Source organism: Ruegeria sp. BC5, from assembly GCF_056539205.1.
Map to the genome: position 1 here is coordinate 303,642 of NZ_JBQFUN010000002.1, position 22,841 is coordinate 326,482.

17 protein-coding genes are annotated in these 22,841 nt (G+C 54.3%); 4 read left to right on the forward strand and 13 right to left on the reverse strand.

Going from position 1 to position 22,841, the window contains the following annotated elements; translation table 11 throughout:
• Positions 1-452 precede the first annotated feature (452 nt).
• Positions 453-1,886, forward strand: a complete 1,434-nt coding sequence (locus ACR0LY_RS09445; RefSeq protein WP_170350092.1) for a lipopolysaccharide biosynthesis protein — start codon at positions 453-455, stop codon at positions 1,884-1,886.
• Between the two features lie 2 nt (positions 1,887-1,888).
• Here the strand turns inward: ACR0LY_RS09445 and ACR0LY_RS09450 are convergent, their stop codons facing one another.
• Together ACR0LY_RS09450 and ACR0LY_RS09455 are read right to left on the reverse strand one after the other, a co-directional pair.
• Complete coding sequence (locus tag ACR0LY_RS09450) at positions 1,889-3,394, reverse strand: PepSY-associated TM helix domain-containing protein (RefSeq protein WP_170350093.1); 1,506 nt, start codon at positions 3,392-3,394, stop codon at positions 1,889-1,891.
• Positions 3,395-3,699: 305 nt separating this feature from the next.
• Positions 3,700-3,879, reverse strand: coding sequence for a hypothetical protein (locus ACR0LY_RS09455; protein WP_170350094.1), 180 nt, complete (start codon positions 3,877-3,879; stop codon positions 3,700-3,702).
• Positions 3,880-4,093: 214 nt separating this feature from the next.
• Between ACR0LY_RS09455 and ACR0LY_RS09460 the strand changes: the two genes are divergently transcribed.
• Positions 4,094-5,077: a glycosyltransferase gene (locus tag ACR0LY_RS09460; RefSeq protein WP_170350095.1), complete on the forward strand. Its 984-nt coding sequence runs from the start codon at positions 4,094-4,096 to the stop codon at positions 5,075-5,077.
• A 713-nt stretch (positions 5,078-5,790) separates the two neighbouring features.
• Here the strand turns inward: ACR0LY_RS09460 and ACR0LY_RS09465 are convergent.
• The 5 genes from ACR0LY_RS09465 to rfbF are packed head-to-tail and all read right to left on the reverse strand — an operon-like array spanning position 5,791 to position 10,136.
• Positions 5,791-6,156 (reverse strand): GtrA family protein, encoded by a 366-nt coding sequence (locus ACR0LY_RS09465; protein ID WP_170350096.1) that lies wholly within the window; start codon positions 6,154-6,156, stop codon positions 5,791-5,793.
• A gap of 32 nt (positions 6,157-6,188) precedes the next feature.
• The gene (locus tag ACR0LY_RS09470; protein WP_170350097.1) at positions 6,189-7,067 is read right to left on the reverse strand and encodes an NAD-dependent epimerase/dehydratase family protein; all 879 of its coding nucleotides are present in this window, start codon (positions 7,065-7,067) and stop codon (positions 6,189-6,191) included.
• Entirely contained in the window at positions 7,067-8,299 is a 1,233-nt protein-coding gene (locus ACR0LY_RS09475; protein ID WP_170350098.1) for a class I SAM-dependent methyltransferase, read from the reverse strand. The genes ACR0LY_RS09470 and ACR0LY_RS09475 overlap by 1 nt, the downstream gene beginning before the upstream one ends.
• Positions 8,296-9,366, reverse strand: a complete 1,071-nt coding sequence (locus ACR0LY_RS09480) for an NAD-dependent epimerase/dehydratase family protein (RefSeq protein ID WP_170350099.1) — start codon at positions 9,364-9,366, stop codon at positions 8,296-8,298. The genes ACR0LY_RS09475 and ACR0LY_RS09480 overlap by 4 nt, the downstream gene beginning before the upstream one ends.
• Positions 9,363-10,136 (reverse strand): glucose-1-phosphate cytidylyltransferase, encoded by a 774-nt coding sequence (gene rfbF, locus ACR0LY_RS09485; protein WP_170350100.1) that lies wholly within the window; start codon positions 10,134-10,136, stop codon positions 9,363-9,365. The genes ACR0LY_RS09480 and rfbF overlap by 4 nt, the downstream gene beginning before the upstream one ends.
• A 685-nt stretch (positions 10,137-10,821) precedes the next feature.
• Between rfbF and ACR0LY_RS09490 the strand changes: the two genes are divergently transcribed.
• Positions 10,822-12,315 (forward strand): NAD(P)/FAD-dependent oxidoreductase, encoded by a 1,494-nt coding sequence (locus tag ACR0LY_RS09490; protein WP_170350101.1) that lies wholly within the window; start codon positions 10,822-10,824, stop codon positions 12,313-12,315.
• 79 nt (positions 12,316-12,394) lie between these two features.
• Positions 12,395-14,362 (forward strand): hypothetical protein, encoded by a 1,968-nt coding sequence (locus ACR0LY_RS09495; protein WP_170350102.1) that lies wholly within the window; start codon positions 12,395-12,397, stop codon positions 14,360-14,362.
• Positions 14,363-14,386: 24 nt separating this feature from the next.
• Here ACR0LY_RS09495 and ACR0LY_RS09500 read toward each other — a convergent pair whose 3' ends face one another.
• From ACR0LY_RS09500 to ACR0LY_RS09525, 6 genes are all read right to left on the reverse strand, one after another.
• Positions 14,387-16,504, reverse strand: a complete 2,118-nt coding sequence (locus ACR0LY_RS09500; protein WP_170350103.1) for a glycosyltransferase family 39 protein — start codon at positions 16,502-16,504, stop codon at positions 14,387-14,389.
• Positions 16,501-17,808, reverse strand: a complete 1,308-nt coding sequence (locus ACR0LY_RS09505; protein ID WP_480640823.1) for a glycosyltransferase family 87 protein — start codon at positions 17,806-17,808, stop codon at positions 16,501-16,503. The genes ACR0LY_RS09500 and ACR0LY_RS09505 overlap by 4 nt, the downstream gene beginning before the upstream one ends.
• A gap of 235 nt (positions 17,809-18,043) precedes the next feature.
• Positions 18,044-18,976 (reverse strand): sulfotransferase domain-containing protein, encoded by a 933-nt coding sequence (locus tag ACR0LY_RS09510; protein WP_170350105.1) that lies wholly within the window; start codon positions 18,974-18,976, stop codon positions 18,044-18,046.
• The gene (locus ACR0LY_RS09515) at positions 18,960-19,982 is read right to left on the reverse strand and encodes a glycosyltransferase family 2 protein (RefSeq protein ID WP_170350106.1); all 1,023 of its coding nucleotides are present in this window, start codon (positions 19,980-19,982) and stop codon (positions 18,960-18,962) included. The genes ACR0LY_RS09510 and ACR0LY_RS09515 overlap by 17 nt, the downstream gene beginning before the upstream one ends.
• Positions 19,982-21,394, reverse strand: a complete 1,413-nt coding sequence (locus ACR0LY_RS09520) for a hypothetical protein (RefSeq protein WP_170350107.1) — start codon at positions 21,392-21,394, stop codon at positions 19,982-19,984. The genes ACR0LY_RS09515 and ACR0LY_RS09520 overlap by 1 nt, the downstream gene beginning before the upstream one ends.
• A gap of 77 nt (positions 21,395-21,471) precedes the next feature.
• On the reverse strand, positions 21,472-22,476 hold the full coding sequence (locus ACR0LY_RS09525) for a UDP-glucuronic acid decarboxylase family protein (RefSeq protein ID WP_437440774.1): 1,005 nt from the start codon (positions 22,474-22,476) through the stop codon (positions 21,472-21,474).
• Positions 22,477-22,841 lie beyond the last annotated feature (365 nt).

Genomic DNA, 22,841 nt, shown 5'->3' on the forward strand with positions numbered 1-22,841 from the left:
ATTTCGGTCTTTCCGGGGTCTGGTTGCCGGAATTCACCTATGCATGCGCTTACCCAGTAACGTAAAAAAGCCAGTGATGGTTTCAATTATACCCCGATGAGCCCTTAGGCCTCGGTGTAAGTTTGCTCTGATATTCGGTCATTTTTGATGAGGGGCATAATGTCTGGAGTGTTTCCAAATAGGAACCTATGCAAAGCTATGCGGCGCTTTGATCTCATAATGCTTGGAAACTCATGCAATGCAACACATGCGTCCTTGGCGGAATGTTGAGACGTTGGCAGGATATGCCCAGTGTCCACGACTTTTGTCCGAGGGGTTTTGAGAATGGAAGCAGGCTGGCCGCATCTCCAAGAAGCGACGGGTGATCTCGACAGCAGTGTTTCCAAACCGTTACGCTTTGATTCAGAATGCCCGCGGTTTCGCGTGGCAATAAGTCAGTGGGAAGGGTTTTGATGTCGCGGGGACGACGTTTCACCAGCGGCGTTGCTTGGATGTCCTTCGGCGTCTGGGCAGAACAGGCATTCAATTTCATAATAATAGCCATTCTGGCGCGGTTGCTTGGGGCCGAGGCCTTCGGCCTGTTGGCAATGGCTGCTGCCTTTGTTTTGTTTTCCGAGTTTCTGGTACGCGAAACCATATCCGAGATTTTGCTGACTCAGGACACGCTGACACCTGAACGGCTGAATTCGGTCTTTTGGCTTTTGGGGTTTCTGGGCGCTTGCCTGACCGCGTTGATCATTCTGAGCGCGGGGCCGGTATCGACCTTTTATGACGAAGCGATCGCGGGTCAATTGCTGATCGGTTTGTCGCCAACGGTGCTGATGATATCGCTCACGGCGGTGCCAGTGGCGCTATTGCGGCGAGAGATGCGGTTTCGGGTTCTCGCCTTGCGCGCAGTGCTTGGCGCAATAGTTGGCGGGGTTATCGGCATCGGTATGGCCCTTGCGGGATACGGAGTCTGGAGCCTGGTTGGTCAGCGGGTGGCGATGACCGCCACGAATATCCTTATGGCCTGGGGTGCGGTATCGTGGAGACCCACCTTTCACGTGTCGGGTCACCAGATGCGGCAGGTTCTTCATTTCAGTCACCGGGTCATCGGGCTGCGCGCGGCTGAACTGGCGGCGGTACAGTCACCTGCGGTTTTGATCGGCGCGATGCTGGGCCCGGTTGCAGCCGGGTATTATGCGATTGCCTGGCGGGTCGTGGAAACGGCCTCATTTCTGACCATCACGCCACTGCGCATGGTCTCGCAGCCCGCTTTTGCGGCGGTAACGCGCGGCGGAGGGCGCGCGTCTGAGATGCTATTGGACGTCATGCGCCTGACCGGGTTTGTGACTTTTCCGACCTTTGCCGGATTGGCGGTTCTGTCCGAGCCGGTACTGGTGCTTTTGTTTGGTGAGAAATGGAGCCCCGCAGCCCCGGTTCTAAGTCTGATGTCCGTGTTCGGAATGTATCTCTGCACTGAAAGGGTACAGCAAACATTTTGCCTGGCGTCCGGCCAACCCGGTAGGTTGGCCGTGCTGTCGTGGATCGAGGTGGTCCTTGCAGCCATTGCGGTCACAGTTGCCGCCCCGTATGGCGTGCCGTTCGTCACCGCTGCCTTTACCACTGTCTTTCTGATCATGTGGCCGTTCAAATTCGCCAACCTGGCAGCGATCTCAGGCCAGCCTGTTTCCAGATTGGCATCACTGCATATCCTGCCTTTGGTCTCGGCGGGGATCATGGCAGCGGGGGTCGCGGGATGTCAGGCGGTTTTGGGGGATCAGGCAAACATCTTGCGTCTGATTGTGGGTGTCGTGACAGGTGTGGCGATCTACACCTGCCTTGCATTTGTAACGATGCGTGACCGGTTTGCGGTGCTGAAGGATTTGGCCGCTCGGGTCTGAGATCACCAGATAGGGCTGCCCATTCGGAAGGTGACTTTCTGTTCCGTACCATCGGGTTTCTTCAAGTAGGCGATGACCTCGTTTTCTGTCTCGAGGGGCTCAAATCTAAAACGGCCCAAAGCCTTGTCTCCGTCTCGGACCAGATTAACCGACTGTGCTGCAGTTCCGTTAACTTCGACCAAAGCCGCACTGACATCCGGTGCGCCGATCCGCAATTCAATCTCGATCAGGGTACCGCGCCGTAACGGTTCATGCAGGACCAGCTGTGCCACAGTGCCTTTGGCATCAACCGGATGCACGCGGGACGGTATATAGGCATCCGAGTGCAAGCGCCATGATACGGCGAAAAGAGTGGCCAGCAGCACCAGCAGGTATACCCAACGCAGTGGCCCCATCCTACGCCAGAAACGCAGGTTAGAACTGCCGGTTGAGACAGTCGGTGCCAGACGGGCAGCATAAACAAGCGAGCCGGTAAAAGCGAGAGCTGTGGCCACGAGCCCCAGAATAATCCACAGCACCATTGAATATGCTCCACCCCAAACTCCGTAATGAAGCAGCTCCATCAAATGGTTCAGGCGCGCAAGCCCCCTGAAGTCAGCTGGTGTGTAGATGTTGAGAACCTCTAATGTGAGGGGATCAACAGCTACGGTGATCTCTCCGCGTAGATACGAAAAATCCTGATGCAGCCCAAAGAAACGCAGACTGCCAGCCTTTCCACCGGGGATTGCCAGGTTGACCGGTTGAAAGCCTGGAAGCGCAGCCCGAGCGTGTGCTTCGGCTGCATCGATGACGGACCCGTCAAACCCGTCCGGCAGCGCGGCTTCACGCGGTGCAGGGGGTTGGAACTTTAGTTTTCCCCCCTCAATCCCAAGTCCACCCAGCAGAAAAAAGAAGCTTGTTATAGCAATCAAAAAGACCAGCGGTGCCGCCCAAAGAGCTGCTAGCCGATGGGCGCCGCCTGCCCATGATCTGAAGCCGCCCGAGCTGCTGGGCCATCTGAAAAATCCTTTCCAGAAACGCCGGTAGGTGATCAGCCCGCTGACCATCTGGAAAAGTAATGGGATGGACATCGCACTAATGAGAATGAACACAATTCTTTTATCGATCAGAAACGTATCGTGAAGCCCACCAAGAATGGTGTTGAACCCTATGTCCCTTGTCTCATGAATGACGGTGCCCGTAGTGGGATTTGTCCAGTAATTGATGTTCTCACCCCACCCTGTGCGCCCGTATGTGCGGTCCACGAACCACGAGGTTGGCTGCTTGAGGATCACGAAAACATCGCCTTCAGGATGGGCGGATTTGATCCCGTCATAGATTTGGCCAAAACTTGCTGTGCGCTTGTCTTCTTCTAGGGTCGTCCAGATCGCGGGCCGACCTATGGATTCAATCTCCAACCCGGCCACAAGCAATGTGCCTGTCAGAAACATGAAGGTGAAAAAGGCGGAAAGATATAATCCAATCCAAGTGTGAAGCCTGAATAATCGGTTACGAATTTTACGAGCCATATGAGGTCAAACTCCAATGAGTCCCGATCATAATAGATCAATAGGTCTGCTCTGAACAGCATACAAGCTTCTGATATCACGTTATAAAGCGCCAGCATTGGCGACATTGATCAACAGAGATACATAGTATTCTATTGAAAACCCAGCAACTTCGGCCGGACCCACGAAGTACCGTGACCGCGTCCCAAAGCAAGGTGATCTGCTATGGCCTGGGCTAGTCGAGTTGCTCTACAATTATTGGTCAGGTCGACGCCAAGTTTAAACCACTAACTGCGCCTGCTGATCGGGTTGCGTATCGTCTTTTCTCAGCCGGTGGACCACGACTTGGGGGGCTGGCTGCCCTGATCGGTGTTCATGATCTCAGGAGGGCCGAAGTGGTGGATTGCTTCTTTCATCACATCGACGAAGAAGTCGGTCTCTGTCGTGTTCGGGATGCGCCAGGCCTGAACCTTGCGTGTGTGCCAGCGTAGTTCACAGTCGAGCATCTAATTGGGCCAAGAAAAGGGATGCGTGATTTCCGGATCTACCCCTTCTTGGGTCCAGGAGTTGGAATTAGGGCTGTGGCGCTAAACACACTGCATTCTAAAACATTTTCGCTGATTGCCTGTTGCGCGAATCTGCAAGGGCGCACGATGATATAATTGTGACCGAACCGGCGGTCGGTAACCGGTGTTTGTAGTTGTCAAGCAAAGATATGATATGAAAACCATTTCTATTATCTCACCGTGCTTTAATGAAGAAAGCAATGTGGCGGATTGCTACAAAACCGTTAAAGCGATTTTCGATAAGGATTTGCCTGGCTACAAGCGAGAGCACATTTTCATCGACAATGCTTCAAGTGACCGAACCGTGGAAATTTTGCGGGAAATTGCCGAAAAAGATCAAGATGTGAAGGTCGTTGTGAATGCCCGCAATTTCGGGGTGTTTAGGTCAACGTTCAACGGTCTGCGTTACGCCAGCGGCGACGGTATCGTTGTCATGCTGCCGGTCGATCTACAGGATCCGCCCGAAATGATCCCCGAATTTGTCGAGCTTTGGGAAAGTGGCTATGACGTGGTGGCCGGCGCGCGCAGTACCCGAGAAGAAGGGTTCCTCATGCGCAGCGCGCGTGGAATTTTTTATTCTGTTGTCAATAGGTTATCAGATGTATGGTTGGAACCTTCGGTAGGAGAGTTTCAGTTGATCGATCGCAAGGTTTTGAAGGCCGTGCTGTCTCATAACGATCACTACCCTTATATCCGTGGTATCATTGCAAGCTGCGGCTTCCGCAGGGTTATCCTTCCATACGTTTGGAAGGCTCGGAAAAGAGGAATGTCCAAACACAGCCTGATGGCACTGACCGATCAGGCGCTGAATGCGATCTTCTCATTTACACGGGCACCAATGCGGTTCTGTACGCTCAGCGGGCTGGTGATCGCGATCAGTTGTATCCTGTTCTCGATCATTTCTACGCTGCTTTATTTCGTCGACCCGGATCAAGCACCGCGCGGAACCACGACTATTATCGTGGCGTTGTTTTTTCTTTCGGGTGTACAGATGCTGTTTATCGGTATGCTGGGAGAATACATCACTTCAATACACAACCAGGTCCGAGGTGGTCCTATTGTTACCGAACAGGAACGTATCAACATCGAAGGCCCTGCCAGGGACCCAGCAATGCTCAATGATGTAGATCGAGCATAAGGGGTCCATTCCGGGTTGGTCTTCTGAGCTGGGGCCGCGCTTTGAGTTGCGGGCCTGCGATTACGAATGCCACGCTAGCCAAGATGCGTATCTGTTATACCGCTATGACTACGGCATCGGTTTGGCTGACCCATGACATTCTGCTGCGTTCCGTCAGTCTGGAACGTGCCGATTTGATTGTCTTGCTTACGGCAACCTCTTTTTTGGATTCTGGCTGTCTGCGCATTCTTGATAGCGTATTCCGCGACGGTTTTCATGGTTCCAGCTGGCCTGTGGTGCTTGCTCCGAACAGGCTCGGGGTTGACGCTGTGGGACATTGCTCTGGTGCAACGGTTTGACAAAGTCTAACTTGGTAATGTTTTTCTGTTTTTGGGCGCAATTTCAGTTGTCAGTTTCGCCCGCTGGCGTAGGGTCTCGAAATACGAGAATTATGTCAATTATTCTTGCGACATAAGGTGGATGGCGCAGGCCGAAGATATTGGAAGTGCGCTGGTACTTGTGTCCGCACAACACAGCATAGGGCCTATCCTTTGCTTCATTGATCATTGGATAAACCGATTTTCCTGCGAGATTTGTGGCTAAGCAGAACGCGGCTGTGATCGAAACCTTCGCCGGACGTGAAGTTTATCTATCTGAGGGATGCCAACTAGGCCTAGGTGCGCTCACAAGGAGCGTTCGCTATAGGCTGGGAACTCTGGCGCAGGGCGGATTTGTCAGGCTTTCTGTTGCCAAGGAAAGCGATCTGTCAGCGCTCGAGAAATGGCTATGAATGCCAGAACGGCCGCAGGCAACACAATCAGCCCCTGCGCTATGATCGGCTGCAAACCAAGTGACAGCAAGCCTTCCAACGACAGAGCATTAAAAGCGTAAACCATCACGTAGGACAGAATATAGTGCGGCAATCGGTTCAGGCCCTTGGAGTCGAAAACAAGCCGGGCATGGGTTATGAAATTCCATAAAACCCCAACAGAAAACGAGATTACCAGCGCGACCTGAGGCGGTAGGCCGGATAGGCTGAGTACTGCAAAAAGTATGTATCCAAACGCTGTGTTCAATATTCCGACCAACACAAAGCGCATGAAGGAATTCCTTCGGGGGACAAGCAATTTTTTCACAGTGCCGTCCCCTCGGCCCGAAGAACATTTGCCACACCCGAAATCATGTCATGTTTTGGTACGAAACCGACCTTGTCGCGCAACCGGGTCACGTCGGCCGCCAACTGGTCTGGGTCGTCTGGCGCACGCGCAATTGCGCCCAGTTGGATCAGATCGGGATGATGCATCTGGGTTGCGACCTCTGCAATCAGGTCCCGAACCGCGATTGCGGTACCGCTGGCTACATTGACCGCGCCAACCACATCGGTGTCCAGCAGGCGCGACAACGCGCGGGCCAAATCGTCGACATGCAGGAAGTCACGCTTTTGCAGCCCGTCGGTACACTTCACTGGCTGACCCGCACGAAGGTTTGAAATCAGATCCCCAAGCAGCCGCCCCGGTGGCTCGCCCGGCCCGTAAACGAAAAAGATGCGGGCCCAGGCCAGCGAGAGGCCAAGCGCATCTTGCCCATTGCACAGCGCCAGACCGGTCCCGGCCTTGGCTGCCCCATAAAGCGTGCGAGGTCGCAAGGGGCTTGTTTCTGTGAGAGTCGGCTCAGACCAGTCATATTCGGCACAGCTTCCTGCGCAGACCGCGCGTTGGCCGCCTATGCGCGCAAATTCCCGCACCAGATGCAGCGTGGCCGCCATCCAGTCCAAATTGGCCGGCGAAGTCCAGCGATCGCGCGGCCCGTCATGCCAAGCCAGATGGACGAGATGGCTGGCTTGGGCTGTTTCAATGGCTGTTGTTGTGGCGATGGGGTTCAGTAGATTGCAGATGAGGTTGCTGGCCGGATTCCGGCCCAGTGTCACGACTTCATGGCCCGCCCCTGCCAAAGCCGATGCTGTCGCACGACCGATCAAACTGGTCGCTCCGGTCAGCATAACCCGTGCCATCAGCTGATCCTGACCTCTGGCACGGCCGTTGCGAACCGGGTGCCGCGGGCCTTGAGATCGGCCAGCTGATCGATGACTTCGTCCCGGATGTTCCAGGGCAGGATCAAAACATAATTGGGTGGTGTCTCGCGCAGCGCCTCGACCCCGTGAACAGGAATGTGACTGCCGGGCAATAGCGTGTTCTGCTTGGCCGGGTTGCGATCCACACAATATGAAATCAGATCGGGCCCGATCTCTGCATAGTTCAGCAATGTATTGCCCTTGGCAGCCGCCCCATACGCGGCGATGGTATCACCGCGGGCCGCGACTTCGCGCAGGAAGGCAAGCAGCCCGTCGCGTACCGCCTCGACCTGGCCAGTAAAGTTCATATAGCCCTCGGGGCGGTCGAATTGCGCCGCCGCTTCGTCAGCGCGGACCTTGGCAAGGCCCGGTCCTTCTGGGTGGCTGGCCCCTTCAAGACAGGCAAATACCCGCAACGAGCCGCCATGAGTGGGCAGTTCCTCGACATCGAACACGCGCAGACCGGCTTTGGCAAAAATCTTTTCGACCGCCAACAGCGACAGATAGGAATAATGTTCGTGATAAATCGTGTCGAACTGCACTTCGTTGATCAGGTTCAGAAGATGCGGAAATTCGACAGTATAGACCGCGTCACCAGTTAGCAAAGTGGCGATTCCGGCGACGAAATCGTTGATGTCAGGCACGTGGGCCAGAACATTAGCCGAGGCGATCAGTGCCGGCGGTTTCTCGGCTGCGGCGACCTTCTGGGCCAGTGTTTCGCCGAAATAATCGACAAGCGTGCGCACGCCTTTTTCTTCGGCGGCGGCTGCTACGCTACCCGAGGGTTCGATGCCCAGCACCGGAATACCCTTTTCGACAAAATATTGCAGCAGGTACCCATCATTCGAGGCGATTTCGATTACCAGATCATCCGGGCCCAGATGAAGGCGGTCGACCATGTTGTCGACATATGCTTTGGCGTGAGCCAGCCAACTGTCTGAATAGCTGGAGAAATACGCGTAATCGGCATTGAAAATTTCGTCAGCGGGCACCGCATCTTCGACCTGAACCAAATAGCAATCGTTGCAAACCCAGGCATGCAGCGGGTAACGCGGGCAGGCTGTGTTCGCGCGTTCGGGCGGTACATAGGAATTGGCCAGTGGCGACAGCCCGAGATCGACCAATGTTTGGCTCAGCGGTGCGGCACAGTGTCTGCAAATAGGTTGTGTCATTGCGGCATCCTCCAGCGCAGTTCCTCGCTCAGCACGCCATTGTGGATATGTTCTTCCAGCGCTTTCAGTCGCATCAGCGGTGAGGACCTGAAATCGGGGTCTTTAAAATGGATTTCATTCAACAAGTGCAGCAGATCGGCGATCGTACCCCTAAGCGTCTGGACGGGCTGATGTTCGGGCGCCAATTGCTTATACAGCGAAAAGTCGACCTTATACGAACGGCTGTCAGGGGCAGCATCGGGATTGATTGAATAGCTGGCCCCTGGCACGGCTTCAGCCACGGCCTGCGCGAGATCGCGGATCTGATAGTTCCACGCATCCGATCCGGCATTGACTGCCAACCATTGGCCACCGGCATCTTCGGTCCGGTTGATTGCCCATTCGATGGCTCGGGCCATGTCACGCACGTCGATGAGAGGCCGCCATGGGCTGCCGTCACTCAGCACAGTGATCTTACCTGCAGTGACGGCGCAAGCGGCAAAATCGTTTAACACTAGATCAAGCCGCAGCCGGGGCGATGGCCCGCAAGCGGTGGCAAAGCGCAGCGCAGTGCGCAGCATTCCTGGCGTGTTCATGGCCTCTAGCGCCCGCTCGGTTCCGATTTTGCTGCGGGCATAGGCTGTCAGTGGATTCAATGGTGCATCCTCGGACCGCGCATCGCCCTCGGCAAATCCATATACGGAACAGCTGGAGGCAAAGACAAACCGCGATACCCCGGCTTCGGCAGCCAGATGTGCGGTCTGTACAATGGCGTCCTGATTGATTTCCGTGGTGACGGTTTCAAACCGCGCACCCATCGGGTCATTTGAAACCGCCGCCAACGCAACAACTGCATCGGCCCCTTGGAACAACGAGGAATCGATGTCGCGGATATCAGCAATGATCTGTTGGTTCAGAAACCGTTCGGGCCATGCATTATGTGTGGTCAACCGGTCCGAGAAAAACCCGGGATCGACCCCGATCAGGTTGGCGTTGGGCCAGGATTTCCGCAAAGTGGCAGCAACAATCGGACCGATATAGCCAAGATTGCCCAGCAGGATGATTTTCGGAGAAGACCTCAGATTCATTCCCAGACCTTCCATGGGGCGTTGTTTTCCTGCCAACGCTCTTCAAGCTGGCGGCGATCGCGGAGTGTATCCATCGGTTGCCAGAACCCTCTGTGGCGGAACGCCATCAGATCACCGTCTGCAGCCAAGGACTCAAGCGGGGCGCGCTCCCAAATCTCACTATCTCCATGCAGCAATTCACCGACCGATGGATTCAATACGAAGAACCCGCCGTTGATAAACCCGCCATCGCCCCCCGGCTTTTCGGCGAAGCGGTCGATCCGGTCGCCGTCCAGTTCCAATGCCCCAAAGCGTCCCGGTGGGACCACCGCAGTCAGCGTTGCGCGTCTGCCGTGGTTTTTGTGGAACGCGATCAGTGCGCTAATATCGACATTTCCGACCCCGTCCCCGTAGGTCATGCAAAAGGCCTCTTCATCCTTGAGCAGATGCATGACCCGGCGAAGCCGCCCGCCGGTCTGGCTGTCCTGACCGGTATTGACCAGCGTCACGCGCCAGGGTTCCGATCTGCTGTTCGCGATTTCAAGGCCGCCATTAGCCAGATCAATGGTGACGTCCGAACTGTGCAGAAAGAAATTCGCAAAGTACTCCTTGATCACATAACCCTTGTAACCAAGACAGACGATGAAATCCGTGACCCCGTGGGCAGCGTAGATCTTCATGATATGCCAGATGATCGGTTTGTCTCCGATCTCGACCATAGGCTTTGGTATCCTGACGGTCTCTTCGCTGAGCCTTGTTCCGAAACCACCAGCCAGAATAACGCACTTCATAAAATTGCTCCCTCTCCAATAAGGGGTCAGCCATCAATCGTTAACTACGAACGTCAGCCAGCGACGACTTTGTTCTCAATAAACACCTACATGCAGTAGGCGGGAGCACGTTGCCCGTGTCAAGATTCAGTGGATAGTCAGGTTCGGCACTTGGCCATCGCAGCACAACTGACCCTCAAAAGCACACAATGAAGGAAAACGGGGTGTATTGTTGATTCGGAATTTTGGACGGAAGCGAAGTTGCGACAACACCACTCTTGTCCTTTTCTTCGTTCGGGCTGCTCTTTTGATGCCCTAGGATGGCGCGCTTAATTGCGACCAGACCTAAAGTTTTCCCAGCACAGGCGAAAGAAATTCATGTGCCGATCAGGGCCTGACGAAATAGTTCATGTAACTCAACCTGTTGGCTGGTGGCGTCGAAACTTTTTTGCGACGTCCATCCCGACATCGGGCAGCATTTTTCCGAGAGGTCTGCTGTTAATGCACGCGATCTGGCGCAGTGCCTGCCTGTGGGATCGGCAGCCCAAAGTCATGGCAGCACAGATTGCATTTTGCCGAATACGGATTGGGTACGTGAAAGGCCTGGGCATATTATTTGGACCAGTCATTAGGAATTTGTTATGAAATGGTGATAACCTCTAGTAGTTTGTAGTCAGTTTTTTTCGAGTATACGGGTGTTAGTCATTTGCAAAAAGATACCGTTCCTGTCGTAATTATCGGTGGCGGGCCTGCCGGGTTGACTGCAGCCCATGAGCTTCAGAAACTTAGTGACACGCATGTTCCACAGGTCTTTGAGGCCTCGGACATGGTTGGCGGCATTTCGCGCACTGAAACTTTCAATGGTTACCGTTTTGATATCGGAGGGCACCGGTTTTTTACCAAGGTGCGCGAGGTCGAAGATATGTGGCACGAGGTGATGGGAGATGATTTCATCACCGTGCAACGCCTGAGCCGCATTTTCTATCGCGGCAAGTTTTATGATTACCCGCTGCGTATCTTCAACGCCCTTGGCAATATAGGCCCCTATGAGACCTATAAGATCATCGGCAGCTTCGTAAAATGGAAAATCCGGCCTAAAAAACAAGAAGATACCTTTGAAGAATGGGTCATCAACCGCTTTGGCGGGCGGTTATATTTACATTTCTTCCACAGCTACACCAAAAAGGTCTGGGGAATTCCGCCGTCAGAAATTCGGGCAGACTGGGCTGCGCAGCGGATCAAGAACCTGTCTTTGCCCAAGGCAGTCTGGAATGCGATTTCCGGTGCCAATGACACCGCCAGCTTGATTGAAGAGTTTCAGTATCCCCGCCTTGGCCCCGGTATGATGTGGGAAAAAACCCGCGATCTGATCCGGGAAAGGGGCGGCAGTGTTGAGACACATTCCGAAGTGGTGCAGGTCAATCGCGACGGCAACCGCGTGACGTCGATTGATGTGCGTCATTGGGACGAAAACGGCGACAAAACGACCGAACGGGTAGAGGGCGCAGAGTTCATCAACTCGATGGCCGTGCGCGATCTGATCCATGCATTTGATCCGCCGCCGCCGCCAGAGGTTGTCGAGGCCGCCGATCGCCTGAGATACCGCGATTTCCTGATCGTGACTTTGATGCTCGATCACGCCGATCCTTTCCCAGACAACTGGATTTACATCCATAGTCCCAAGGTAAAGGTCGGGCGCATCCAGAATTTCCGCGCCTGGTCCAAGGAAATGCTGCCCAACCAGGACACTTCGTCCATCGGAATGGAATATTTCTGCCAGAAGGGTGACGGGCTGTGGTCGTCCTCAGACGCGGACCTCAAAGAATTGGCCGGTCAGGAACTGGAACAGTTGGGTTTGGCCAAGGCAAGCGATGTCATCGATTTTACAGTGATCCGGCAACCCAAGGCCTATCCGGTTTATGATGGCGACTACAAAGAAGCGCTGGATATTGTCAGTGATTGGCTGAAGACGTTTGAGAATTTTCAGACCGTCGGCCGCAACGGCCTGCATCGTTACAACAATCAGGATCATTCGATGTTGTCCGCCATGTATGCCGCACGCAATATTTTGGGCGAGGAATACGACGTTTGGGATGTTAATGTCGAACGGTCCTACCACGAAGAATTCGAGTCAAAGCCTCGAAATAAAGGGTCTGAAACCGCGTTTGAGAAAGGAAACCGCACTCGAATGAGCGGATGAGCTTCGAGCCCGCTTGGTTTGTGCCGGACTTTTTGGACCAACAATTCTTAGAGTTCGAAATGATTGAATGACCAGAACTATGAAGAAATTTTTTTATCTTGGTTTGCTGGCAATTCTGGTCGGCATCGTCTGGATGGGACAGAACATAGCAGGTCAGATTGCAGCAAAAGTTGCATTCGCAGAGGGGCCGTCCCCCTATTTTATCGCCAAGGATGCGTTTTTTTTGTATGTCTGGGCGCCTCTGGTGGCATTGTCGGCGTCGATACTTATTGTCACCCCCGGTCTGCTTTTAGCGCTGGGTATTGCTCGACCCGAAGACCGTTTTGAACATTTTCTGTTGAAAGGTTTTACGCTTTCCCTTTTTGGCGTACCTACGATTGCGGCTATTGTGCAGGCTGTCAGCGGTATCCCGATGACAGGAACAGCTTTCCTCGTGCTGATCGTTCTGCTTTGCCTGCCCGGGGCTGCCTTTACCATCAAACGGCCTGCGCAGGACATCTTCCGGGGCCGGGGATGGGACGTGGCCGGTATGGTTCTGCTTCCCTTATTTGTTCTGCTGTTGCTGTCACCCAAATTCTATTGGGAAGCTCTCAATGACGATGGGGCGCACAGCTTGCTGAGCGCTATTCTGTTCATTTCTCGGGGACTGCCGTTTTGGCCTTTGGATGCTGGTTCAATGACCGGTTACCCAAATCCGAAAATGATGACCGAGGTATTTCTGCAAACCAGCTTCCTTCGTGTTTTTGGGTCGTCCGAAGCGGCTCTTCGGTTTGCTTACCTGCCTGGCGTGTCGATTTTATTCGGGGTGATGCTGGCTTTTATCCGTTCACCAAATAACCGCACCGATGTTTGGTCTGTTTTAGGATTGGGCGCAGCCTTGGTTCTGTTTTCTTTCGTGATGGCGTTTAATCCATCCTACAATCCATATTTTGCCGATATTGCCATGCCAATGACGCGCGAACCGCCCATTTTATTGGGAGTTCTGGGGTACATCTTGTTCTTCCGCGACCAGAATTTCGGTTGGATGGCGGTTGTGTCAACGCTAGCTCTTTGCTCCGCACCAAACGGTATTCTGCTGATAGGGTTCTTTCTATTGGCGCACCTGCTTTTGAACTGGTTTCAACCCATTAAGCAGGTGATCGTAGGAGTGTTGATAGCCCTGGCGATTGTGATCCTAGGTTCTTTCTCTTTGGCCATACTGGCAAAAACGGGTGTGACGGGGGTATCCGGTGAATTCAGCACGGGGTCAATTCTGCGTCGTCTGCGCTATGTGACTATATTCGATACGCAGCGGTTTCTGTTCTGGCTTCTGCCCGGCGGGCTTTTGCCTGGACTAGCGCTTTTGGCCTGGCGCTGGCAGGATACGTTTTCCAGAACGCTGACACTCATGACTGTAGGGTACGTTCTGTTCTTCTATGTTCAGGCTTATCGTATTCTGCCGCACCATTTTGCACCGGCTGTTCTGTTGCCGCTGATTGTCTTCTGGCGGTTGCGCCCGGTTCAGGCAGCGCCGGCCTCAGCCTTTGTGATGGCGTTGGCAGGGCTTGCTGTCAGTACTTGGCTGAGTTGGCCTACGACTTTGCGCCCATTTACAGTGACCCGCGATTTGGGGCAGCGTATCGCGATTGAAATCGACGCTGACCCGTTTTTTGACCTTGAGGAGATCCGGATTACGCCAGCTCTGATAAGGAAGGCCTTTCCCCCTGGTTGGTCAGATGTCGAATTGCAGGACCAATACTTAGCGGGAACTGTCTCGGTCTATGTGTACGCACAGATGCCGGTTCCAGCCAATGTCACGCCTACTTACTTTGTCCGTTTGGAAACTGAGGCTTTGGCGCCCGATGAAATTCGATTGGGCGAAGCCGTGGAAGGTAGGGTTTTGGTGACTGATCATTTGCCCACCTATGAAGAAGATTTTAGCAATGCAGACGTCCCGGTGAGCATTGCACCCATTTACAAAGTGCCTCGGGAAACAATCTTCGGTCGCGGAGCACAAACCTCTCCACGTCAGGTCTGGGATATTGCAAAGCTATTGGGCCTAAGATAATCAAATCGGCCCCATGCGAAATGTCTATTTCCGAGAAAACGTCTCTTCGCGCTCGTCGTAATACAGGGCGGGGCGTCCCGGAAAAGCCTTAGTCACGGCGTCATTCGCTGTGCCTCCCAGATCCTTTGCGAAAACCGGCTCGTCCAAGGGAAACGAAGGATCATTGAAGAACAGTGCCGAAGCAATTTGGCTTTTCGGATTGATTAAGACCAGCGGTTGGACAAGACCTTCCGTGTCAGGCAGCGACAGATAGCGATAGTGGTCATCATAGGTACGATGCTCGTGATATCTTGTGACGCCTCGGTAGGACAAAAATACTGTCACTGAAAACAAACACAGAATAAGAAGCACGGCGTTAAGTTTGTCCGAAGCTGACGAAAGGCCAATGGTTTCCAATCGGATGCCAGTTTCCAGAACTCCTCTGGCACTCAGGAACACCAGGGGAGCGATCATCATGAACCAATATCGTGGGCCCACGTAGAAGCTGGCTACGAACCAATAAAGGGCGTGTGCACCCGCTACGACGATAATGATCGCAAGCATCATCCGGTCCGTGGCGTTGATGCGGCCATAGATCAGCAAGATCCAGACAAATACGAGCGACCCGATCCCCCAACCCATGAAATCGGTATGAAGCGCGCTGATATTGGTCAGCGTGTTGACCAGACCTTCAAACGGGGAATGTTCATGCGGGCGCAGTTCCATGTGGCCCCAGCCTTCTGGGGAGCCTATGTTTTGGCCAAACCCAAAGGCGTTGGATCCATCAACCCAGGTTCGTTGATAATAGTCTGATAATGTTGTCAACAGCGGGTCGCCAGTGAAGTAGTAATTATAGAAAAAGATAAGGCTTCCGGTTGCCACGCATCCCACGCTGTAGCTGAGTACAGTCAGGGGATGGCGTAAGGCACCTCCGCGCCACAACAGAAACAGACCCGTCAGAATTCCAAGCAACAGGCCGTCAAGGTTGCGGGTCAGGAACAACCAACCCAGTGCCAAGCCGGCCACAAACACCAGTAGAACGGCCCGTTTCAATTCACCTTCTTCGGCGCGAAGGATCAAAAGCCAGGCCAGCAAGACAAGAAACAGGGCGAATGTATGGGACATCAGTGACGCCGACATCGCGATGAACCAGGGGGAGGTCGCCAGGATCAGAGTGCTGATGCTGGCCGTACGGGCATTTGTTAACCGTTGCATCACCCCCTGCGCCAGAAAGATGGACGCAGTGCCCAGAATTGGGTTCACCAACCAGGGCACTCCAAAAAAAACTCCCACCGCCAGAAATGCAGGCCATCCGGGCGTGAAGACCGATATCCAGCGCCCGTTATGATGATCTAGCAGATAAAACTCAAAAGCTGCGCGGGGACCTTCCGGCAGTGCCGGCACATAAAGGGCGCCACTCGCATAGGTCTTGGCCTGAAACATATAGGCAAGCTCATCCTGAACATGCGGCACCCGTTCAAAGGCCAACCATTCCAGCACCAATGTCGCAATCAGAAAAACAGTGGCCATGCAGCCTGCCCATCGCCATCCCGCGGGCAGAGTAACCCCTCTGGGCAAGGTGGCAGCCAATGCGATCACCGTCACCAGGTTGATGACCACAAGGATCAGCCCCGCCGCAAGCTGAATGAAATAGACGTCGATTTCGTTTTGGCGCAGATGGTCGAGGATCGGTATGGTGAACGCACCGCTGAGCAAAAGGAACAGAGCAGTGCGTTTTACGCCCAAATCGCTGATAACCTGAGAGAGTTTGCTGTCACTAGAATTTCTAAACAACACAAAAGCCGAAAGGGCGCCCTGTCCGAAAATTATGGCATACATCGCCATTTCGATGGTCGTTCTGGGCGGGAGGCGTAGCGCCGGGTACCAAAGCGGTTGGGTCACATAAAGCTGCGATGCCCCGCCCACAAACAAAAGCAGCAGCATCAAACCCGATAGCGTCAGATCCCACAAAACAAAAACGGAAAAGAGGGTCAGCGCTAGCGCGACCATCAGCATCCACCATTGCGCCAGATCGCGGATGCCGGGCAAGGCACTCTGTACTGAAAAAACAAGTATCAGCACTGCGACCAGCCCGGCAAACCCAGCAAGCGCAATGCGCCACGGACGAGACGGCGCAGGCGATGATTTTAGAAAAACAGTCATGCGCGCGAAGACTGGTTTGAAGCGCTGGCCTTCTGTCTGTTCAGCTGCAGAACTGTATCAACGACCGCTATTAAAAACAGCAAGGCGCCAATGGTTGCCAAACGCGAGCTTGGAAAGATCTCGACCCCGTCCACATGGAAGGCCCAGATATCGACAAGGTTTTCCGATCGCCAGATCAGCAATGCGCCAAGCCCGGCGAACAGAGTGCTGACGATCCGCCCCCTGAACAGCAGCGTCAGCGGGGAGGCCAACAGCACAAAATCATATATATGCAGCGGCGCCAGCGCGACGATAGCTGCGCAGGCCAATCCGAAGATCTGCCAGCTATGTTTGTTGGCGTCGCAGGCGCGCGTCAGCCGGGTAGGGCCATGACACAGCACCACAATGATCACGAGCGTGATGATCGTGGCCACAGAGCTACCGATATCACGATCCGTAACCTCCCAAATGATCAGCCGCAGACCCGTCATGGATTGTGGAAGGTTGGCAATTGTAAAACCGTCATAAGCAGCCAGATTTTGAAAGAAATCCAAAATGGTACTTGGAGCGACCAAAAGCGGCGGCACTGTCAGCAGGGCGGAAAGAAGCACGGCCATCAAAACCACTTTCCGAGAGTGCGCATCAAACAGCAGGTATAGGACCACAAAAGGCGCTCCGATCTGCGGTTTGAGCAGTACCAGCGTCAAACCGATGGCTTCGAAAAAGAGGCGTCCGCCGACGCGGCTCCACAGCATAACGGCAATGCCAAGCCCTGCGATCAGAGTCGTCTGACCAACGGAAAACAGGATCGCGGTAGCTTCGAGGATCGCTAAAAGAAAGAACACCACACTGAAAAGCGGGAAAAAAACCTGACCTCCCGTGAACTCGCCGATCATCTGGGCGCGCCCCGGAAATGCGGTGGTAAAAGCGCTGGTCAACATGCCGCAAATTGCGATGACGATCACCAGACCGAAGATATTCCAGACGACACTCGAAGTGTTCAAATCCAGCGCCCCCAAAGGCGCGGCAAAAATCCACCAAGTCGGTGGGTAAGGCCACAGAACCGGGACATGTCCGACCTCAATATTTGCTTCGCCATGCGCCAAAAACGTCGGGCCGTAGGGGTTTATGCCACCGTGCCACATGTCACCCGCCACCCAGATGAACCGGAAATCATACCCTGCGGGAAGGGCAGACAGTTGCGTGATCTTCAGCAGCAGATAAGCCAACGCCAAGGCAAACATAAGCAGCGAAAGACAAAGGGTAACGCGCCGTGCAATAACGGGGCTGATGAACAATCGTCGCGCATTGCTGTCCGGTGTCATTCGCGACGAAGCTGTTGCTCTGTCAATGTCGTCCATAAAAAACTGTCACCACTAAATCACCGTCGCCCGGTACTAATTGCGATCGACCGGACAACAGCCCATAAAACACAGGGCTATTCTAAAGCATGCTGCTCAAAATCAAAGTATTGGTGGTTGCACCTTGGCAGAAATGCAAAACGACAAGTACGGCATGCACATTCTGCTGGATTTGGGGGAATTGTTGCCAGAAGTGCGATCAGGCTCGCCAGGAGCTTAGATCGCGGTCCAACAGATGTTCCAAATCTTCGATTTCCGGCAGCAACCTTTCACGCAGGATCGCGCGTGCGCGGTCTGGCATTTCCACCTCGCGTTTGAGGTTGAATTGGGACAGGCGATCCCTGATTTTCCAGCGCAGTTCCTGTGACATGACACGGGCGATCATTCCGGTGATCGGGTTGGGTTTCATCAGGAAATCCTGAAACAGACGGCTGCGCGGCACGCCGCCGGCATTTACCCGCGATGACAGGTCAGATTGGAAGCTTGTATCGGCCCCGATGAATGCAGTGATGCTGTCGATGACGTCTTTCGGATCGTCCTGAAATTCTTCGTAGGTTCGGATCAGGAATTGGCTGCGGTCGAAAAGCTTGAAATAGCGCGATAATTGCTGTGCATAGAGCGGAAAGCGCGAATACCCAAACAGGGGTTGCCAACCTGCGGCAAGCCGTTCGTTTTCGGCGTCCAATGCAGCGGAAAAATCCTCGAGCGGTTCGATCCGTTGCTTTACCGCATAAAGGTAATGGGACAAGGCCTGATCTATTGGATTTCGCAGAATAACCACCATACGCACCCGGGGAATACGGCGATGAATGCGTTCAGGCGCCTTGGGTGCATAAAGATATAGCGGGGATGCTTCTCCGCAGACCGCCTCCACTGGCGCATCGGAAAACAGGGCATGATAGTCGGCGATCTGCGTGACCGAGTTGTTGACATAGTCCGCGCCCGGCCCAGAGAAATTCAAGGCTTCGCCCTCGAAAGCAAAGAAATTGGGCTCTTTGGCGGACGGCATGAAGATACTCGGGTTTTGCCGCAGATGGCTGTACAGCGCCGTTGTACCGGCCCGCGCGGCGCCAAGGATTAGGAAATCCGGCATCCGTGCCGCAGGGCCCGAAATTTCAGTTTCGGGTGACATGGAGTTTCTGCTTTTGCCCCAGAACGTGATACTCGAACAGGCACCAGACATAGATCGTGGCCGAATAGACGTAATACACTTGGTGATACAGTAGGCATTTGAAGGCAAACCATGCCCCACCATGCCCGGCCATCGTGCGCACCAGATCGAAATTGGCGACCAAAGCCGCCACTAGCAAAAGCAAAGGCAGGGCCCATGCACCCGGCCAGAAGGGCAGGGCCAGAACCGACAACAACAGCAGACCAGCAATCGCGGCCCGAACCCGTTCGGCCATCGAGGTGTTCAGATCGTCTGTCAGCCCTTCGCGTGAAATCATCAGCCGGGCCCAGGGCAGTGCGCGGCAATAGATGTCAGTGGTCAGGCTGTTGCGCATGGTCCAGACCTTCAGATGTTTGCCCTGCAACTGCGGCTCGACAAGGATGCGGTAGCCAGCATTGGCAATCCGATACCCCAGCTCGATATCTTCAATCGACGGGACCTCATAGGTTTTGACGTCGAACCCGCCGACCTCAAGGAAAACGTCGCGCCGGATGGCACCGCACCCAGCCCAGAAAGTTTGGGCCTCGCGCCGTGCGCGTTGGTGGTGATAACGGTGCAAAAGGTTTTTATAGCGCGAAAACCAGGACTGCCCGTCCGGTGCATCATCATACGAGCCGAAAACGGCAGCGACATTATCTTCGGACATGGCGCGGCGGATATGTTCCGGGCCGTCAGGCCAGGCGATGACGTCGGAATCGACGAACCATAGTATATCGCCCGTGGCGTGCTGCGCAGCCAGGTTGCGGGCTGCGCCCGGCCCACCATTGACCGGTGTTGTCAGGACCGTCGCCCCCATCTCGTGTGCAAGCGCGGCCGTTCCGTCTGGGGACTGGTCATCCACAACCAGAACCTGCTGCACCTGTCCGACATTCAGCAATTCAATCAGCGGGGTCAGAACGCGGGGCAACATATGCTCGGCATTGTAGGCGGGCATAACGACACTAATGGACAATGAATGATCCGACATCACAAATCCCTTTTGGTGGCGGCGCGCAGGGCAGGGGGCCACCTTATGATAAGAAGAAAGGCTGCAGTGAACGGAAGCAACCACATCACGCGAGCGCCATATCGGTCCGCTGGCTGTGACACCCCACCACAAACCAGCGCATTGACCGCAATTCCTATCAGGATGAATAGGGCAAATAGCTTGATATCGCGCGGCACGCTGCGCGGGGTCAGCAAAAAGACCACGATAACAGCAAACGAAACGGCATAGATAAAGCCGTGCAGCGCATTAACCGGCGTAAGCCAACCGCGATCCTTGGACAGCAGGCCGCCTTGAATCAGATGCAGTTGAGAGTCGTCTAACCGTGCAAGATGGCGAGCGTTGTCAAGCGCCTGCTCTGTCGGGATTGTCATCCAAACGCTGTCACGCAAAATTTGGCGATAACCATTCTTGGCCAGGGCCCAAGATGTGGCAATGGGACGGGAAAGAAACACAGCCTTGGCGAAGTCACGCTGGGAACGTGCAACCTTCTTCTGGTCTTCTGCTGACATAAGCCGGAATGATCCAAGCTTGGGCGAGCGCTCGAAAATGATATGCGACACAGTCAACCGATAGGGATCATCAGACCATGAAAGGGCCTCGTGCAGGGCGCATGTCGGTATGTTTGTGTCGGGGCAGGCGTCGTTCAGGTAGTCCATGCCCGGCCCATCTACAATCAGCCGCGCGGTGATGTGGGGTGTATAGACGACTTCTTTGTTTGTTTTGGTTTCCACCGCGATCTGAAAGGCTTTGCGCTCGGCCACTGCAATCGCAAGCACGATCACAAGCAATATCACTGCCCGCCATCGCCCCCGTGCTTTCATGAATAGGGCGGCCAGGATCACAAAAGGCACCATAAGCCCAGCGATTGCCAGATGTGACGGGTGTGAAATGACGGAAAACACAGCCAGACCTGACATCACAAAAAGTTCCCAGCCTCGCATTGTGCGACCGACCGCCGTCAGCGCAGCGATTACGATCAGCAAAACCGGCGCAAATATGTCCGGCATCATATAGGCGATGTAAAACGGCAATGAGGAAAGAGCCGCAACCAGAAGCGGCACTGTGGTCAGCAAAGATGTGCTGCGGGCCTCTTCCAGAGTGCGGTTTGTCGTCCGTGCCAGAAGCCAAACAACCAGAAATATGCCAGCCATATGAAAGATTGGAACGGCAATAAGGGCGCCCGCGCGAAAAAAGAGGGCCATGACAATGCCATAGATCAGTGACCGGGATCCGGTTGCGGTATTGTCCTGATCCGCAGCGCTACTTCCACCTGCGCCGCCACCCTCGTTTATCGTTGGCAGCAAACTGTTCAGCGCCACGTTGCCCTGTCGAATATAGCTGCCGGTGTCGAAGTAATAGAGAGGCCCGCCATTGATCAAAAGCGCGGACAAACAGGCAAGCACCGCCGCGGCAAGCAGCAGAAATCCTCCAATTCGCCAAGATGGCCTATCAGAGGAAACCGATACGTTCATATCCGTTCTACAGCGCTCTCCGCCGCCACAGCTATGCGCCGAAAATAGGCGATTGTTGCTTCCAGCCCTTCTTCCAACGGTACATGGGGCGACCAACCCAGTTGTTCCTGGGCTCGAGTGATATCCGGCTGGCGTTGGATTGGGTCGTCTGGCGGCAACGGGCGCTGCACCAGCTCAGAGTTCGAGCCGGTCTGGCGGATCACTGACTCGGCCAGCTCACGAATGCTCAATTCCACCGGATTGCCCAGGTTAATCGGCCCGGTCACATCATCAGAGGATTCCATCAGCTTAATCAGCCCGTCAATCAGATCGGATACATAGCAGAAGGACCGGGTCTGACTGCCGTCACCGTAAATGGTGATAGGCTCTCCGTTCAGGGCTTGCATGATAAAATTGGATACGACACGCCCATCATCGGGATGCATGTTCGGCCCGTAGGTGTTGAAGATCCGCGCCACTTTGATCGGCAGGTTGTGCTGGCGGTAATAGTCAAAGAACAACGTCTCGGCACAGCGTTTGCCCTCATCATAACATGAACGCGGTCCGATCGGATTGACGTGGCCGACGTAATCCTCGGTTTGCGGGTGAATTTGCGGATCGCCGTAAATCTCGGACGTCGAAGCCTGCAGAATTCGAGCACCGACCCGCTTGGCCAGTCCCAGCATATTGATCGCACCATGCACAGCCGTCTTGGTCGTCTGGACCGGATCGTGCTGGTAATGGAACGGAGAGGCCGGGCAGGCCAGATTGTAAATCTCATCCACTTCAACATACAGCGGAAAGGTCACGTCATGGCGCATGACCTCGAAGCGGGGGTTTTGTAGCAGGTGGTGCAGGTTTCCGCGCCGACCCGTGAAAAAATTGTCGACACACAAAACCTCGTGCCCTTGTTTCAGCAGGGCCTCGCACAGGTGCGAGCCGAGAAAGCCTGCGCCACCCGTAACCAGAATCCGCTTGGCGGTTAGATGCATGTCGTTGGGATCAAAATCAGACGCGTTCATCAGCGCTCTCTGCAGTTATAATCCGACCGGTATTGCTTCGCGTCGGTTTTCTAAAACGATCAGGCACTACAAACGAATAAAACAAATAATTCGGCTGCAAATTTGAGCGCCTGCACTCAGTATGTACATCGCGGTTGAGGCTACACGAAATTTAGAGGGGGACGAAGGATAAATATGCGCGCTCTGCGGTTTTTGTGGTTTCCGGTTGTATGAGCCATGTTTCAGAACCAGTTACCAAAGCTGGGCTAAACAATTGTGCGCTCAGACCGAGACTGTTCCGAGTACGTCAAAAAAATAACGTTAAGCCTTTTGGAGCCAAGCGGGGACCAAATGCGGGTGTAACGCATGTTTCAAGACGTGGAATC

Excerpts from the sequence above, each read along its gene's own strand:
- ACR0LY_RS09445 (WP_170350092.1), top strand. The coding sequence starts at position 453 with ATGTCGCGGGGACGACGTTTCACCAGCGGCGTTGCTTGGATGTCCTTC.
- ACR0LY_RS09515 (WP_170350106.1), bottom strand. The coding sequence starts at position 19,982 with ATGTCGGATCATTCATTGTCCATTAGTGTCGTTATGCCCGCCTACAAT.
- ACR0LY_RS09505 (WP_480640823.1), bottom strand. The coding sequence starts at position 17,808 with ATGACACCGGACAGCAATGCGCGACGATTGTTCATCAGCCCCGTTATT.
- ACR0LY_RS09455 (WP_170350094.1), bottom strand. The coding sequence starts at position 3,879 with ATGCTCGACTGTGAACTACGCTGGCACACACGCAAGGTTCAGGCCTGG.
- ACR0LY_RS09510 (WP_170350105.1), bottom strand. The coding sequence starts at position 18,976 with ATGTCACCCGAAACTGAAATTTCGGGCCCTGCGGCACGGATGCCGGAT.
- rfbF (WP_170350100.1), bottom strand. The coding sequence starts at position 10,136 with ATGAAGTGCGTTATTCTGGCTGGTGGTTTCGGAACAAGGCTCAGCGAA.
- ACR0LY_RS09470 (WP_170350097.1), bottom strand. The coding sequence starts at position 7,067 with ATGGCACGGGTTATGCTGACCGGAGCGACCAGTTTGATCGGTCGTGCG.
- ACR0LY_RS09525 (WP_437440774.1), bottom strand. The coding sequence starts at position 22,476 with ATGAACGCGTCTGATTTTGATCCCAACGACATGCATCTAACCGCCAAG.
- ACR0LY_RS09475 (WP_170350098.1), bottom strand. The coding sequence starts at position 8,299 with ATGACACAACCTATTTGCAGACACTGTGCCGCACCGCTGAGCCAAACA.
- ACR0LY_RS09495 (WP_170350102.1), top strand. The coding sequence starts at position 12,395 with ATGAAGAAATTTTTTTATCTTGGTTTGCTGGCAATTCTGGTCGGCATC.
- ACR0LY_RS09480 (WP_170350099.1), bottom strand. The coding sequence starts at position 9,366 with ATGAATCTGAGGTCTTCTCCGAAAATCATCCTGCTGGGCAATCTTGGC.
- ACR0LY_RS09460 (WP_170350095.1), top strand. The coding sequence starts at position 4,094 with ATGAAAACCATTTCTATTATCTCACCGTGCTTTAATGAAGAAAGCAAT.
- ACR0LY_RS09465 (WP_170350096.1), bottom strand. The coding sequence starts at position 6,156 with ATGCGCTTTGTGTTGGTCGGAATATTGAACACAGCGTTTGGATACATA.
- ACR0LY_RS09450 (WP_170350093.1), bottom strand. The coding sequence starts at position 3,394 with ATGGCTCGTAAAATTCGTAACCGATTATTCAGGCTTCACACTTGGATT.
- ACR0LY_RS09500 (WP_170350103.1), bottom strand. The coding sequence starts at position 16,504 with ATGACTGTTTTTCTAAAATCATCGCCTGCGCCGTCTCGTCCGTGGCGC.